This window comes from Streptomyces sp. NBC_01707 (genome assembly GCF_041438805.1).
GTDB lineage: Bacteria > Actinomycetota > Actinomycetes > Streptomycetales > Streptomycetaceae > Streptomyces.
In genome coordinates this window covers 7,413,823-7,428,627 of record NZ_CP109190.1, presented here as the reverse complement: position 1 = coordinate 7,428,627, position 14,805 = coordinate 7,413,823, and the positions used below count along the sequence as shown (strand labels likewise).

12 protein-coding genes are annotated in these 14,805 nt (G+C 69.6%); 3 read left to right on the top strand and 9 right to left on the bottom strand.

Translation table 11 applies throughout. The annotated features are described in order from the left end of the window. Positions 1 to 68: 68 nt before the first annotated feature. Positions 69 to 1,520, top strand: a complete 1,452-nt coding sequence (locus tag OG963_RS33300; protein ID WP_093771899.1) for a penicillin-binding protein 2 — start codon at positions 69 to 71, stop codon at positions 1,518 to 1,520. Positions 1,521 to 1,644: 124 nt separating this feature from the next. On the opposite strand, the gene OG963_RS33295 is transcribed toward OG963_RS33300, so the two are convergent. Continuing rightward, complete coding sequence (locus tag OG963_RS33295) at positions 1,645 to 3,069, bottom strand: NCS2 family permease (RefSeq protein ID WP_093771897.1); 1,425 nt, start codon at positions 3,067 to 3,069, stop codon at positions 1,645 to 1,647. A 233-nt stretch (positions 3,070 to 3,302) separates the two neighbouring features. Here OG963_RS33295 and OG963_RS33290 point away from each other — a divergent pair, with 233 nt between their 5' ends. Both OG963_RS33290 and OG963_RS33285 read left to right on the top strand, forming a co-directional pair. Next, entirely contained in the window at positions 3,303 to 3,875 is a 573-nt protein-coding gene (locus OG963_RS33290) for a SigE family RNA polymerase sigma factor (protein ID WP_093771895.1), read from the top strand. Continuing rightward, the gene (locus tag OG963_RS33285) at positions 3,875 to 4,585 is read left to right on the top strand and encodes a hypothetical protein (protein WP_093771893.1); all 711 of its coding nucleotides are present in this window, start codon (positions 3,875 to 3,877) and stop codon (positions 4,583 to 4,585) included. Before OG963_RS33290 ends, OG963_RS33285 begins: the two co-directional genes overlap by 1 nt. A 283-nt stretch (positions 4,586 to 4,868) precedes the next feature. Here the strand turns inward: OG963_RS33285 and OG963_RS33280 are convergent, their stop codons facing one another. From OG963_RS33280 to OG963_RS33245, 8 genes are all read right to left on the bottom strand, one after another. Then, complete coding sequence (locus tag OG963_RS33280) at positions 4,869 to 6,209, bottom strand: S28 family serine protease (protein ID WP_218160167.1); 1,341 nt, start codon at positions 6,207 to 6,209, stop codon at positions 4,869 to 4,871. A 147-nt stretch (positions 6,210 to 6,356) separates the two neighbouring features. After that, on the bottom strand, positions 6,357 to 7,679 hold the full coding sequence (locus tag OG963_RS33275) for a polysaccharide lyase family 1 protein (protein ID WP_093771889.1): 1,323 nt from the start codon (positions 7,677 to 7,679) through the stop codon (positions 6,357 to 6,359). 194 nt (positions 7,680 to 7,873) lie between these two features. Continuing rightward, on the bottom strand, positions 7,874 to 9,208 hold the full coding sequence (locus OG963_RS33270; RefSeq protein ID WP_093771887.1) for a sugar ABC transporter substrate-binding protein: 1,335 nt from the start codon (positions 9,206 to 9,208) through the stop codon (positions 7,874 to 7,876). Next, positions 9,205 to 10,785 carry a glycoside hydrolase 43 family protein gene (locus tag OG963_RS33265; protein WP_093771885.1) on the bottom strand — a complete coding sequence of 527 codons (1,581 nt, stop codon included), beginning with the start codon at positions 10,783 to 10,785 and terminating at the stop codon, positions 9,205 to 9,207. The genes OG963_RS33270 and OG963_RS33265 overlap by 4 nt, the downstream gene beginning before the upstream one ends. Continuing rightward, a complete protein-coding gene (locus OG963_RS33260; RefSeq protein WP_093771883.1) occupies positions 10,782 to 11,612 on the bottom strand; it encodes a PmoA family protein in 831 nt (276 codons plus the stop codon). Before OG963_RS33260 ends, OG963_RS33265 begins: the two co-directional genes overlap by 4 nt. After that, on the bottom strand, positions 11,609 to 12,784 hold the full coding sequence (locus OG963_RS33255; protein WP_093771881.1) for a Gfo/Idh/MocA family protein: 1,176 nt from the start codon (positions 12,782 to 12,784) through the stop codon (positions 11,609 to 11,611). Before OG963_RS33255 ends, OG963_RS33260 begins: the two co-directional genes overlap by 4 nt. 111 nt (positions 12,785 to 12,895) lie before the next feature. Beyond that, positions 12,896 to 13,807 carry a carbohydrate ABC transporter permease gene (locus tag OG963_RS33250; RefSeq protein WP_093771879.1) on the bottom strand — a complete coding sequence of 304 codons (912 nt, stop codon included), beginning with the start codon at positions 13,805 to 13,807 and terminating at the stop codon, positions 12,896 to 12,898. After that, entirely contained in the window at positions 13,804 to 14,733 is a 930-nt protein-coding gene (locus OG963_RS33245) for a carbohydrate ABC transporter permease (protein ID WP_093771877.1), read from the bottom strand. The genes OG963_RS33250 and OG963_RS33245 overlap by 4 nt, the downstream gene beginning before the upstream one ends. Between the last annotated feature and the right edge of the window lie 72 nt (positions 14,734 to 14,805).

The window sequence follows — 14,805 nt, the reverse complement described above, 5'->3', positions numbered from 1 at the left end:
CTGAAAAATCGGTGAGAAGCGGCACGGACGGGAACGCGCCGGACGGCCCCGGTCGTCCCTCCAGCGGGATGAACAGAACAATCAGGCGTGCTTCGGTCTTCTGTCTGCTGCTGGTCCTCGCCCTGCTGGGGCGGGCGACCTGGGTGCAGGCGTACCAGGCCCGAGCCCTCGCAGACGACGACCACAACCGGCGGAAGACCATCGCGCGGTACGCGCAGCCGCTCGGCGACATCATCGTGGCCGGATCACCGGTCACCGGATCGAAGGGGACAGGGGCCGGCGATCTCGCGTACAAGCGCACATACACACAGGGCGAGCTCTATGCCGCCGTCACCGGGTACAGCTCGCAGGCGTACGGCGCCACCCAGCTCGAAGGGATCTACAGCCATGTGCTCGACGGCACCGACGACCGGCTGAAGAACCCCCTCGACGTGGCGACCGGCAAACAGGCGGCGCCCGGCGGCGTGCTGACGACGATCGACCCGGATGTGCAGAAGGCGGCATACGAGGCGCTCGGCGACGACAAGGGCGCGGCCGTCGCGATCGACCCCGGGACCGGACGGATCCTGGGTATGGTCTCCACCCCCTCGTACGACCCGTCGAAGATCAGCGGGACAACGGACGGCGACACCTGGCAGAAGCTGCTCTCCGACCCGGACAAGCCGCTGGTCAACCGGGCGCTGCGGCAACCGCTGGCACCCGGTTCGACGTTCAAGCTGGTGGTGGCGTCGGCGGCGCTGGAGAACGGCCTCTACAGCTCGGTCGACGAGCACACGGACAGCCCCGACCCGTACACGCTGCCCGGCACCTCCACCGTCCTGAAGAACGAGAGCGCCTCCGCCCCCTGCGAGAACGCCACCCTGCGCACGGCGCTCCAGTACTCCTGCAACAACGTCTTCGCGAAGGTCGCCGCCGATCTCGGCGAGGACGAGGTGAGGGCGATGGCGGAGAAGTTCGGCTTCAACACGGAGAAGACGGATGTCCCGGTGCGCGCCTCGAAGAGCGTCTATCCGTCCGGTATGGACAAGTCGTCTACGGCGCTGACCGGCATCGGCCAGTTCGAGGTCACCGCGACCCCGATGCAGATGGCGATGGTCTCCGCGGCCCTCGCCAACGGCGGTGAGCTGGCGGCGCCGCACATGGTGTCCGAGGTGACGGACTCGGAGGGCAACGCCCTGCAGAAGTTCGCGGACGGTGACACGAAACGGGTCGTCTCCGCCTCGACCGCCGAGCAGTTGCGCAGCGCGATGGTCACCGTCGTCGAGCAGGGCACCGGCACCAACGCCCGGATCGACGGGGCGGAGGTCGGCGGCAAGACGGGCACCGCGCAGAACGGAGTGGGCAACAGCAACACCCCGTACGCCTGGTTCACCTCGTACGCGAAGGACGAGTCCACCGGCAAGGAGGTCGCGGTGGCCGTGGTCGTCGAGGACTCGGGCTCGGCGCGCTCCGAGGTCAGCGGCAACGGACTGGCGGCGCCGATCGCGCAGAAGATGATGAAGGCGGCGCTCACGAGGTGAGGAGGCGTCCGTCCGGCTCGGGGACCGGGGATCCGTGCCGGACGGACGACGGGCTGTGCGGGGCGGGCGGGCCTCGTTGCGCGGCTTCGGTACCGACCGGCCGGAGGCCGCCCCGCCACAGCCGCTACTTCACGCCGAGCAGCTGCTCGATCGGGTCGATCGCGAAGTACACCGCGAACAGCGCCGAGGCGCCCCAGAGAAGCCAGTGCACCTCGCGCGCCTTGCCGAGGACGGTCTTGATGACGACGTACGCGAGGAATCCCGCGCCGATGCCGTTGGTGATCGAGTACGTGAAGGGCATCACGGCGATCGTGAGAAAGGCCGGGATCGCGATCTCGTAGCGTTCCCAGTCGATGTGTCGGACCTGCGCCATCAGCAGGAAGCCGACGGCGATCAGGGCAGGTGCGGCGGCCTGGGCCGGGACGACCGTGGCGAGCGGGGTGAGGAACAGGGCGACGGCGAACAGCGCGCCGGTGACCAGGGAGGCGAAGCCGGTGCGGGCGCCCTCGCCGACGCCGGCCGCGGACTCGATGTAGGACGTGTTGGAGGAGGCGGAGGCCGCGCCGCCCGCCACGGCCGCGACGCCGTCGATGAGCAGGACCCGGCCGAGGTTCGGGACCTTGCCCTGCTCGTCGAGGAGCCCGGCCTCGTTGGAGACGCCGACGACCGTGCCCATCGTGTCGAAGAAGTCGCTGAGGATCAGGGTGAAGACCAGCAGGACGACGGTGACGACGCCGGTCTGCTGGAACGCCCCGAAGAGGCTGAAGGAGCCGAGGAGGCCGAAGTCCGGGGCGGCCACGACGTCGCCGGGGAGGGACGGAACCGTCAGGCCCCAGGCGGCCGGGGCGATGTCGGCGCTCTCGTTGATGACGATCGCGACGGCGGTCATCACGACGATGCTGATGAGGATGGCGCCCTTCACCTTGCGGGCCAGCAGCGCGACGGTCAGCAGCACGCCGAGGCAGAACACCAGGACCGGCCAGCCGGAGAGCTGCCCGGTGGCGCCGAGCTGTACGGGGACGGAACCCGTGTCGCCGGGGATGCGGGTGGTGAAGCCGGCGTCGATGAAGCCGATGAACGCGATGAACAGCCCGATGCCGACGCTGATCGCCTGCTTGAGTGCGGGCGGGATGGCCCGCATGACGGCCTCGCGCAGCCCCGTGACGACCAGAACGCAGATCAGCACCCCTTCGAGGACGATCAGTCCCATCGCGTCGGGCCAGCTCATCAGTGGTGCGATCTGGAAGGCGACGACGGCGTTGAGTCCGAGTCCGGCGGCGATGGCGAGCGGCAGATTGCCGCCGAGCCCCATGATCGCGGTCATCACGGCGGCCACCAGGGCGGTGGCGGTGACGAGTTGGGGCCCGGAGAGATGGGCGCCGAACTTGTCCTCGGCCGAGCCGAGGATGATCGGGTTGAGGACCAGGATGTAGGCCATGGTGAAGAAGGTGGCGAAGCCGCCGCGTATCTCGCGTCCGAAGGTCGAGCCGCGATCGCTGATGGCGAAGTAGCGGTCGACGGCGTTGCGTTGAACAGTGTTTTCCGGCATGGGCGCTCCCGGGTACGTGAAGGTCCCTCGGTGGGTAGCTGGATTGTTCCTTCGGACACTGGGTCTTCAGGTTTTCGCTGTGTTACGCCTTACTGGGGTCACGCACCCGAGTCGAAGCGCTTCCGGGGTGCGCTGGTACGCTCGCGCCCCGCCCGCACCCGGCGGGCGGTACCGGGGAACGTACACAGCGGGACAACGCGCGTACAGGGAATCGAGTGCACGGAGAGGTACCTGTGGGCACAGCCGTCGACGATGCCGCTGCCGCCGAGTTCCATGAGTTCTTCGAGGCCCATTACGCCGAACTCGCCCGGCTCGCCCTTCTGCTGACCGGTGAGGCAGACGCCGCGGACGATGTGGCGGCCGACGCGCTGCTGGCGCTCTGGCACCGCTGGGACCGGGTCAGGAACGCCGACCATCCCGTCGCGTACGCGCGCGGCGTCGTCGCGAACCTCGCCCGGACCCGGATCCGCAGCGCCGTGCGCGAACGCCGCAGGATCGCCCTGTTCTGGGCCCCGCGCGGGGGCGGGGACGGGTACGCGTTCGACGACCCGGATGTGTCGACGGTCGTCGACGTCCAGGGGGCGCTGCGCAGACTGCCGTTCCGCAAGCGGGCGTGTGTGGTGCTGCGGCACGCCTTCGACCTGTCGGAGCGGGACACCGCGCTGGTGCTGGGCATATCGGTGGGCACGGTGAAGAGCCAGACCTCGCGCGCCGTGGCGGAACTGCAGCGCCTGCTCGGTCCCGATACGCCCGCCGCGCGGGTACAGGTGGCTGTCGCGGCGCAGCGCGGCGGAGGAAGGCACTGATGGACGACAAGCTGCGTGAGCGGCTGCGCACGGCTGCCGAGGCGCACCGCCCCGACCGGGAGCGGATGCTGGCCCGGCTCGAACGAGGAATGGCAGAGGCGCCGTCCGCCCGTACGCCGCGCGCACCGCGGGGTCCGCTGCCGTGGTTGCGGGTGGCCGGGGCGACGGCGGCGGTCTGCGGCGTGCTGACCGTCGGGGCGTACGCCGTCACTTCGGCGGGCGGCGGGCAGGCACGGGGCGGGCAGGTGGCCGCTTCCCCGGCCCCGTCCGCCTCGGCCACGACGGCGCCGGGTCGCGTGCCCGAGCTGCGTACCGAGGACGGGCCGCTGTGGGCGGACGGCGCCGTCGACCCGCACAGCAACGCCTACTGGGCGCAGAGCAATGTGACGCTCAGGACGACACAGCCGCTCTCCTCACTCACGGTCGAACTGCGCATCGCTCTGACCGGCGGCGTCCACACCACCGGCTCCTGGCGCTCCCTGCCGGAGCAGGACTTCACCGCCTCCGCGCAGGAGAAGGGCGGCTTCCTCGTCTACCGGTGGACGCTGAAGCCGGGGCGCACGGTGCCGGTCGGTACGCACATGTTCGCGGGCCAGTACAACCACGCGGAGGGCGACCGGGGCGCGGACGGCGACTACTTCACCGCGAGTGCCGCCCGCGCCACCGGTCAGCGGGTGTCCGTGGGCGACGACTTCACGTCCGACCACTGACCCGAAAAGAACCCCGGAACCCGGCACCCCTTCCTCCGGCGGCGGCGACCGGAGAGCGCGATGCTCCCCCCGAGGAACGGGACATCCGGGACACGACGCCGCTGGTCTCGATCCGGATCCACGGCGACAGCAGCGGGAAGGTCGAGCCGTGCGTCCGCTGCGCGCGCGACAACACGGTGACGAGCCGACCGGGTGGGGCAGCGGCCCGGACGGCACGCACTGCCGCTGCTCCGCCTCGGCTACTACCGGCCCGGCTGCCCGGCCGGTCGCGACGGTCGGTCCGTCACTGGCCCGCCCACCGCTTCACGGCCGCCTCCGCCTTCGCCCGGTCGGCAGGCTGCAGCTTGGAGATCAGGGCGCCGTGATTGCTGCCGGGCGCCTCGAAGAGCATCGAGTCGTGCTTGCTCGGCTTGAAACGCTCGGCGCTCCACGGGTCGTTCTGGCCGTAGACGAACATCATCCGCTCGCCACGGGTGGCGACCCAGCGGTCGACGTCCTTGATGGTGCGGCCGTCGTAGCCGACCCGCATGTCGGCGGGCAGCACCGAGTTGGGCTGGTAGATGTCCGGGTAGTGACGGACGTCCGCAAGGTGCTTGAACTTCAGGTCGGCCCAGCCGAGTTGGGCGGCGGCCTGCCGGTAGTAGGGACCGCTCCCCTCGGCGCCGTTGCCCTGGTCGGCGTAAGGGCTCAGTCCGTGCCCCAGCGACCAGGTGTACAGCTCGTCGTCCGTGGCGGTCTTCGCGTCGGGGATCGTCGGGCAGTCTGTGTACGTACCGCTCTGCCAGAAGTTCCACACCTGGTCCAGCACGGAGAACTCATAGGCCCGGTCGGCCGATCCGAGGTACTGGAAGGTGAGGCCCTGCTCCTCGGCGGTGGCCTCGAAGCGCGGCAGCATCTGCTCCCGGCGGACCAGCATCTCGCGCTGCACGGCGTTCAGGGCGGCCCGGCACTCGGGCGTGCCGACGGTCTTGAAGAACTTCTCGTAGCCGCTGTCGTCGTTGTTGTTCGCGTCGTTCGGTGCGACGTACGCGACGACGGCGTCCAGGTCGTCCGGGTAGAAGCGCTCGTGGTACACCTGCGTCATCCCGCCCTTCGACGCGCCCGTGCCGACCCATTTGGCGCCGTAGACCGTCTTCAGGGCCTGGACGACGGCGTGTTCGTCGCTCGCCTCCTGCCAGACGTTCAGGTCGCTCCAGTCGACCGTCGCGGGGCGGGACTGGCTGAAGTAGCGGTGCTCGATGCTGACCTGGTTGGCGCCGAGGAGCGTGGTGATCTCACGGGTGGAGGTGGCGAGCGAGTAGCCGCCCGTGTAGAGGACCATCGGTGCGGTCTCGGACTTGTGCCAGAGAGTGAGTCGCTGCTCGAAGGTGCCGCGCGCCGGGTGCCGGTGGTCGATCGGCTGGGTCAGGGTCAGCGTGTAGTAGGGGAAGCCCTCCTTGGTGGTCTGCGAGACGACGGTGAGACCCGGTATGCGGTCCAGCCGCTGACGTACGTCCGTGACTTCGGCCGACGCCCCGGCGGCCGAAGATGTGGTGCCGGCAGCGGTGGCCGCCGTGCCGGTGAGCAGGCTGGTGGCGGCTACGAGACCGGTACAGAACAGGGCGGGAAGCAGTTTGTGGCGCAACGCGGAGTCCCCTCGTACAGGTGTGGTCGATGGACACGACGGCGGCATGGTAACCGCTTTCCGTCTCGTGCGACCGGCCCTGTCGAGGGGATCCGCGTACCGACTCGTCGAGTTGACCGATCGTAAGCTCACGCAGGCCTCTGCCGGTCAGCAGCCCTTTCCGGCTCCGGCGCCGTGGTCGACGACGGCCGGGACGGCGCGCGGGTTGTCGATCCTGGTGCGCAGGACCGGGGTCCAGCCGGCACCCGGGGTGAGTTGCTCCGCGGGAACGCCCGCGTTGTGGACGGCGATCAGGTCCGTCCTGCGGCCGTTGACGTAGTTGTCCCCGGCGGTGATCGGGGACTCCTTCCACTTCTTCAGGATGGTCGCCGGGTCGACCTGCGACGCGAGGGTGAAGGCGTTGTGCTCGGCGACGATCCGGGACTCCATGCCCACGCCGTAGCTGTAGCCGTATGCGGCGCCCGCCGTGGCGACGAAGTGGTTGTTGTACGAGTCGACGGCGCCGAAACGGACGCGGGGTGCGCGTTCCTTGAGGTCCTGGAAGAGGTTGTGGTGCAGGGTGACACGGAGCTTTCCACGGTCGATCGCCGCGGTGGCGGCGCTGTCGCTGTTGCCGATGAGCATCGTCTTGTCGTGGTTCTTCAGGACGTTCCAGGAGACGGTGACCAGGTCGGAGCCGCGGACGATGTCGAAGAGTCCGTCGTGCTGCTGGAACAACTCGCCGTAGTAGCGCGGCTGGTCGGCGTCGGGCCGGTCACCGTCGCTGAAGGTGTTGTGGTCGACCCAGACATGGCTGGATCCGGTGACGACGAGGTTGTCGTACTCGGAGTTCCAGGCACCGGTCTCCCCGTCGGTGGGGTCCCACTGCGGGAAACAGTCGTAGGTGTCCTCGAAGGTGATGTTGCGGACGATGACGTTCGAGACGTCCATCACCTGGAGGCTGGCGCCGATGACGGTGGCGTCGTCGCCGACACCGACGAGCGTCGTGTTGGAGGGAACCTCCACCTCGACCGATTCCTTCTGCAGAGCGGCGGACGCGGCGCGGGCGTCCTCCAGCGGTCCGGACGGCAGCGTCTTGCCCCAGGTCTGCGGGTCGTACGCGGCGAGGTACTTGTCCAGGGTGTAGCCGTCGGTCCGGTAGTCCGCGCAGTCGATCGGGTTGCCGGCTGCGTCCGCGTTGCCGTGGATGGTTCCGTCGATCCTGACGATCTTCGGGGCGTCACCCGCGTCCTCGAAGGCCGCGATGAGTTCGGCACGGTTGGTCACGGTGTAGACGTGGTCGGGGGTCGCCGCGGAACCGCCGGTGGTGGACCCGTCGGCTGCGGCCCAGCCGTCGCCCGCGGGGAGTGCGGCGCGCTCGATGCCCCGGTGACGGGGGGCGGCCTGGGCGGGGACGGAGACGGCGAGGGCGAGCGAGGCGCAGCCCATGACCAGAGCAATGGCGCGAGCATGACACGTGCGTGCGGGCATGGCGGTTCCTTCGGTCGTTGATGTGTGGCGAAGGTGGCGCGTGCGGAGGACAGCGCGTGGCGGAGGTGCGATGCGACACGCGAGGAAACGTGCGAGTGACGTGCGGGGAGGAATCGGGAGGAGAGAGGGACCGGCGGCGGGGCGCGACCCGGACCGCCGCCGGCCCCCGGTCATCGGGGCGTCGGCCGTGACGATCAGCCGTTGCCGAGCTCCTTCCACTCCTTCTGCGCCTTGTTCAGCTCATCGGCGATCTTGTCGAGGAAGGCCTTGGCCGTGGTCTTGCCGAGCAGCAGCTTCTGGAACTCCGGCTCGTTGTCGGCCTTGCTGATGTTGTTCCAGTCGGGCAGGTAGTACGGCAGTTGCACGATCTTGGTGGAGCCGTCCGTGAGGGCCTTCGCGGCGAGCTCGGTCGGCGCGGAGGCGCTGATCCACGGGTCCTTGGCGGCCTCGGTGTTGGCGGGGATGGCGCCGGCCGATTCGTTCCACTTGCTGTTCGAGGCGTGGGAAGCGGCGAACTCGATGAACTTCCAGGCCGCCGTCTTGTTCTTGCTGGACCGGAACAGGCCGAGTCCGTCGACCGGGTTGGACACCTGGACGCGGGTGCCGCCGTCCCCGATCGGATTGGGGATACCGGCGAACTTGTCCTTGCCCAGCGCCTTCAGGTGGTCCTGGTAGGAGCCGAGGTTGTGGCTGAGCATTCCGATGGTGCCGGTGTCCCACTGCGCGACCATCTTGGTGAAGTCGTTGTTGACGTCGGCGGCGGGCGTCGTCTTCTTGTAGAGGGCGACGTACCTCTCCAGCGCGGCAACGTTCTTCGGGTCGTTGAGCGTCGTCTTGTCGCCGTTCCAGAAGTCCGTGATGCCGGACTGCCCGTACGCCGCGTCCATGGCCTGCGCGATGGAGCCCGCGCCACCGCGGATGGTGTAGCCGAACTTGTTCTTCTTGGTGTCCGTGAGCTTGTCGGCAGCCGCGTAGAAGTTCGCCCAGGTGGTGGGCGCCTCCAGGCCGGCGGCCTTGAACAGGTCGGTGCGGTACCAGAGTGCGCCGTTGTTCGCGGAGGTGGGCACGGAGTACATGTCGTCGCCGCGGCCACCCGCATCCTTGACGCTCTCGACCATGCCCTCGACGAGCTTGCCGTTCAGCGAGGAGTCCTTGATCCGGTCGTTGAGCGGCTCCAACGCCTCCTGCGACACCATGTTGGCGAGGTACGCGGTGCCGACCCCGCCGACGTCCGGCAGGCCGCCGCCCGCGATCGCCGTGTCGTACTTGGACTGGACGTCGGCGATCGGGATCGGGACGTACTTGACCTTGATGTCCGGGTACTTCTTCTCGAAGTCCTTGATGATCTCGGTCCAGACGGCCGTACGCGGACCGCCGTTGTTGTCCCAGAAGGTGATCTCACCCTTCCCGCTGCCTTCGTTGCCGCTGTCACTGCCGTCGTCACCGCAGGCGGTGGCGGTCAGGGCCAGCACCGCCGCGAGGGACACCGCTGCCGCGGCACGACCCCGCTGTGTCTTCGAGATGTTCATGGTCGGCTCTTCTCTCTGGGTTCTGTCGGTTCTGGTGCGGTTCGTTCGGTGATGCGGAAACCGGTGAAGCCGGCCGTCCCGGCCGGCCCCTTCCCGGCCGGTGCGGTGGCGAAGAGGCCGAGCAGTGCGCCGACCCAACGCCATGGAGTCGCGGCGAACGGCAGCCCCGAGGCCCGGAATCCGGTCCCGTCGCCGGTGTCGGCGAAGAAGCGGCAGCGGGCGCCCACGGCAACCTCGATACGGAGCCGCGCCCGCCCTTCGGGAGCCGGGCGGCTGTGCTCGGCATCCCGTTCGTGCTCGGCGACCGTCTCGGCGTACCGGTGCACGAGGCGGATGTCGCCGTCCTCGGCGCGTTCGAGGCCGATCCAGCCGAAGGCGTCGCCGAGCACGGCCAGCCCCGCCTTGGCCCCGGTCTCGTCGCTGCCGAGGGCGACCTCGACCTCGACGGTGAACGTCTCGGCCGGCAGCCGCTGGACCAGGACGTTGGGCAGGGCCCGCAGGTCGTGGGCGTACGCGGTCCGTACGCAGCTGAGCCGCAGCCCGTCCCCGGCGTGCTCGACGGTCCAGCCGGGACGCTGGTTCGCCATCCACTGCCACTGCCTGCCGTACCGCCCGCCCGGGAAGTCGTCGCCGGCCGCCGGGGCTTCGACGGGCTGCTCGGGGGCGACCGGCTTGGGGTGCACGCCGACGGGTTCGCCGCGGTCGCCGAGGACCGGCCAGCCGTCCGCGCCCCAGCGCATCGGCTGGAGATGGACCACCCGCCCGTACGCCCCGCGGTCCTGGAAGTGCAGGAACCAGTCCTGGCCTGCTGCCGTTCGGACCCAGCCGCCCTGGTGCGGCCCGTTGACGTCGGTGCGACCCTGGGCGAGGACGACGCGTTCCTCGTACGGTCCGAAGAACTCGCGCGACCGGAACGCACCCTGCCAGCCGGTGGTCACCCCGCCGGCCGGGGCGAAGATCCAGAACTCGCCGTCGTGCCGGTAGAGCTTGGGTCCTTCGAGGGTGAACCAGCCGGGGATCAGATCGGCGTCGATCAGGGTCTTGCCCTCGTCGAGGAGTTCGCGTCCGTCCGGGCTCATCCGGTGTCCGGTGATCCGGTTCTTGACGCCGGAGCGCGACTTCGCCCAGGCGTGCACGAGGTAGGCCTCGCCGGTCTCCTCGTCCCACAGCGGGCAGGGGTCGATCAGTCCCTTTCCCGCCTTGACCAGATGCGGGGTGCTCCACGGGCCACGAACCGACTCGGCGTTGATCTGCTGGATGCCGTGGTCGGGGTCTCCCCAGAAGATCCAGAACCGGCCGGCGTGGTACCGGAAGGACGGCGCCCACACCCCGCAGTCGTGGCGGGGCACGGCGAAGTCGGCGGCAGGCTCGAGGCGGTCGAGGGCGTGCCCGACGAGCGTCCAGTTGACCAGGTCGCGGGAGTGCAGCAGCGGCAGTCCCGGGACCCGGCCGAAGCTGGACGCGGTGAGGTAGTAGTCGTCGCCGACCCGGACGACGTCGGGGTCGGACCAGTCGGCGTTCAGGACCGGGTTGCGGTAGGTGCCGTCACCGAGGTCGGCCGTCCAGGGCCGGCTCATGCGGTCACCGCCCGGCGGACGTACGCAGCCGCCGTGGCCCGGTCGAGGCGGCCGTCGGCGATGACCGTGACCACGCGGCGCACGACGGTCGCGCCGACCGGGACCGGCAACCGCTCGGCGGCGGCGAGCGAGGAGCCGACGCCCGGATATTCGGCGCTCCGGACGAACCAGGGGTCGCGCCGGGTCGCGTCCGTCGCCCCGGCGAAGACAAGGGTCCAGCCGTCGCCGGTCATCGCGACCCAGTCGGCGACCCGCCCGTGGACGGCCGCCTCGCCGTCGCCGTGTCCGCTGAACACGGCGGGCGCGGCCGCTTCCTTCGGGGCGCGCCAGAAGAAGCCGCCGTATCCGGCGCCGGGGCGGCCGTTGGTGGCGGGGCTGCCGATGGAGAGATCGTCGGTGCCGCGGTTGGTGAGCGAGAAGGAGAAGTCCAGCGCCCAGGCGGTGCCGGAGAGTTCGGCGACGGCGACGGTGCGGTGCTCGCGCAGCAGCTCGGTGTCGTCCGCCACCCAGCTGAGCTCCTCGACGAAGCCGTCGGAGTCGCAGAGTTTCCAGCCGAGGTGGCGCTGGATCCCGTGGTTGTCGAGTGCGGTGGGACCCTGCCCGCGTACGAAGGTGCGTCCGCCCCAGAAGTTGTGCCCGGCGACGTCCGGGACGGCGATCGAGGTGCCCAGGTGGTGGAGGTGGTCGGCCGGACTCTCCTCGGTGACCGGGACGCCCGCGAGGGTGGTGACGGGGTGGAAGTAGGGACGGCCCCCGGTGGCGGGCAGGTAGGTGTAGCGGCCGACGGGGCGTCCGGCGCAGCTCAGGAGTGCGGATGATGCGGTCACGATGAACTCACCTCGGTGGGGAGCGCCCAGGGGACGCCGAGTTCGGAGAAGAGCGTGAGGCTGTCGGCGCCCGCCGCGACCAGTGCGTCGATGCCGCGGACCACCCGGCGCGCCCCGGCGGAGCCTGTCGCGCGTTCGGTGTGCCAGGCGTCGGAGGGCAGGGCGACGGGCTCCGGTGCGGTCCGTACGGCTTCGACGACCCGCATGAACGCGCCGGTGCGCTGCGGCGGTACGAGGAGTGCGGCGCGGCCCGCCAGGTGGTCGACGAGGTTCTCCAGGAGGTCGGTCCGTCCGTGCACGGCCTCCTCGGGGCCGTGTCCGGCGCGCTGGATCAGGACCCGGTCCTGCTTGTACCAGAAGGTGATCCGGCCACGGTCGCCGTGGACGACGACGTAGGGCTCGCCGGCCTGTTCGGCGCAGAGGGTGACGGCGGTGGTGACGGGCAGCCCGCGCGTGGTGGTGATGCGTACGCAGGAGGTGTCGTCGGCCTCGATGTCATGGGCGCGGAACAGCTCGGTCTCGATGGCGGCCACGTCGTCGGCGGTGCCGCTGCCGGCGAGCTCGAGCGCGGTGGCGACGGCGTGGGCGAGGGGGTTGGTGAGGGCACCGTCGACGACGTCGACCGAGCCGATCCTGCGCCGCCCGGCCCAGGGCGCCCGGAGGTAGTAGGCGTCGTCGCGGACCCACGCACCTGCTGCGCCGATGCCCTGCACGGCGCCGATGGCACCGGACTCCATGAGCTCCCGGATGGCCGGCACGGCGTGCGAGCCGAAGGACTGGAAGCCGACCTGGCAGGCGATGCCGGCCGCCCGCACACCGGCGACCATCCGCTCGAAGTCGGCGAATGTCGCCGCCGGCGGCTTCTCGAGCAGGAGGTGGACGGAGCGCGCGGCGGCGGTCAGCGCCAGTTCGGTGTGGGTCTGGATCGGGGTGCAGATGACGGCGACGCGAGCTCCGGTGGAGTCGAGGAGTTCCCCGAAATCGGCTGACTGGGCCGGGAGTTCACCGGCGAAGCGGGCGAGCTCGGTCTCGGTCAGCGGGGTCAGCTCGCAGATACCGGCAAGACGGACGAGGCCCTGGTCCTGGAGGCGGCGGATGTTGGCGAGATGCCAGCGTCCGTGGCCGCGTGCGCCGGCGAGGACGACCGGGACGGGCGTCTGGACCGTGCTCATCCGACCCTCCGTACGCGTCCGGCGGGTGTGGGTGGTGTTGCGGTCATCGTGGAGTCCTCCTCGACCGGGCGGCGTGCGGGTGAGTGGGGAGAGCGCGTCACGGGGCGGCTGTCAGCCCTTCACGGCACCGGCGCTGAAGCCGGTGATCAGCCACTTCTGGATGAAGGCGAAGACGATCACCACAGGGACCGCGGCGATCACACCGCCCGCGGCGAGCGCGCCCAGGTCGACGCTGTCCGCGCCGATGAGGGTGTTCAGGCCGACCGGGATCGTCTGCTTGTCCTGCTCGCTGAGGAACATCAGGGCGAACAGGAAGTGGTTCCAGCTGTGCACGAAGGCGAAGGAGCCGACGGCGATCAGTCCGGGACGCAGCAGCGGCAGCACCACCGCGCAGAAGGCCCGGAAGCGCGAACAGCCGTCCACCCAGGCGGCCTCTTCGAGACTGGCCGGTACGTTCTTGATGAAGCCGCTGATCAGGATGATGGAAAGCGGCAGCTGGAAGACCGTCTCGGCGATGACGACGCTCCCGAGGGAGTTGATCATCTGCAGGTTCTTGAAGATCTCGAAGAGCGGGACGAGCATCAGCGCGCCGGGGATGAACTGCGAGCAGAGCAGCGCCAGCATGAAGCCGTTCTTGATCCGGAAGTCGAACCGGGCGAGGGCGTAGCCGCCGGACAGAGCGACGACTGTCGTGGCGACCAGGGTGCAGACGCCGACGATCATGCTGTTCTGGAAGAAGACGGCGAAGCTCCGCTCGTTCCAGACCTTGGAGAAGTGCTCCCCCGTCATCGGCCACGGCACCAGCGAGGTTGATCCGGCGGGCCGTACGGCGAAGAGGACCATCCAGTAGAACGGAATGAGGGTGAAGAGCAGATAGATGCCGAGCGGTACGTAGATCTGCCAGCGCGGTACCTCGTCGAAGGCGCGCTCACGCCCGCGGCGGCGATGTTCGGTGGGGGGCGGGGTGCTGCGTACGGTCCCCTGGACGGTGTCCGTGTGCTTCTCGGCCAGTGCGGCAGTCACTTGTGGTCGCCTCCGAACTTGCTCAGGCGCAGATAGACGATCGAGCAGAAGAGGAGGATCACGAAGGCGACGGTGGTGAGTGCGGAGGCGTAGCCGAAGTCGTGGCCCTCGATGCCGGTATTGGCGACATAGAGCGGCAGGGTGGTGGTCTCGCCGGCCGGTCCGCCGCCGGTGAGGGTGTAGAGCAGGTCGACGTTGTTGAACTCCCAGACGCCGCGCAGCAACGTGGAGAGGACGATCGCGTCCCGCAGGTGCGGCAGGGTGATGTGGAAGAACTGCCGCAGCCGTCCGGCGCCGTCGACCGCTGCCGCCTCGTACAGCTCCTTGGAGACGGACTGCAGGTCGGCGAGGATGAGAATGGCGAAGAAGGGGACCCCGCGCCAGAGTTCGGCGACGGTCGCGGCCCAGAAGACGGTGCCGGTGTCGGAGAGCACGGAGGTTCCGTAGTCGCCGATCCCGGCGTCCGCGAGGTAGCGGCTGAATCCGGTCGACGAGTTGTAGAGCAGGATCCAGATGGTGCTGGTCAGTACGCCGGAGACGGCCCAGGGCGAGAAGACCATGGCCCGGGAGATGCCCCGGCCGATGAAGGTCTGGTTGACGATCAGGGCGAGCGCGAGGCCGAACGTGAGCTGGAGCGCGACCTGGGTGACGACCCACTGGGCGCTGAAGCCGAGCGTCGCCCAGAACTGGTCGTCCTCGGTGAAGATCCGGGTGAAGTTGTCGAAGCCGGCGAAGCCGTTCCGCCACGGCTTGGTGACGTTGTAGTTCTGCAGGCTGTAGTAGAAGACGCTGACCATCGGGTAGGCGATGAAGCCCAGCATCAGCAGCCCCGCGGGGGCGATCAGCAGATAGGGCAGTCGGCGGGGGTTCGCGGAGCGGCGCCGGGACACCTTGGGCGGTGTGGCCACAGCGGCGGCTTGGGCCATGACACGTCTCCGTTCCTGGACAAGTGCGGGTTTCGGTGGTGCGCGTGCGGATATCGGTGACGCGTGTACGAT

What these genes read in the sequence shown, in the direction of transcription:
- OG963_RS33245 (WP_093771877.1), bottom strand. Translation starts at nt 14,733, where the DNA reads ATGGCCCAAGCCGCCGCTGTGGCCACACCGCCCAAGGTGTCCCGGCGC.
- OG963_RS33295 (WP_093771897.1), bottom strand. Translation starts at nt 3,069, where the DNA reads ATGCCGGAAAACACTGTTCAACGCAACGCCGTCGACCGCTACTTCGCC.
- OG963_RS33265 (WP_093771885.1), bottom strand. Translation starts at nt 10,785, where the DNA reads ATGAGCCGGCCCTGGACGGCCGACCTCGGTGACGGCACCTACCGCAAC.
- OG963_RS33300 (WP_093771899.1), top strand. Translation starts at nt 69, where the DNA reads ATGAACAGAACAATCAGGCGTGCTTCGGTCTTCTGTCTGCTGCTGGTC.
- OG963_RS33270 (WP_093771887.1), bottom strand. Translation starts at nt 9,208, where the DNA reads ATGAACATCTCGAAGACACAGCGGGGTCGTGCCGCGGCAGCGGTGTCC.
- OG963_RS33285 (WP_093771893.1), top strand. Translation starts at nt 3,875, where the DNA reads ATGGACGACAAGCTGCGTGAGCGGCTGCGCACGGCTGCCGAGGCGCAC.
- OG963_RS33255 (WP_093771881.1), bottom strand. Translation starts at nt 12,784, where the DNA reads ATGAGCACGGTCCAGACGCCCGTCCCGGTCGTCCTCGCCGGCGCACGC.
- OG963_RS33275 (WP_093771889.1), bottom strand. Translation starts at nt 7,679, where the DNA reads ATGCCCGCACGCACGTGTCATGCTCGCGCCATTGCTCTGGTCATGGGC.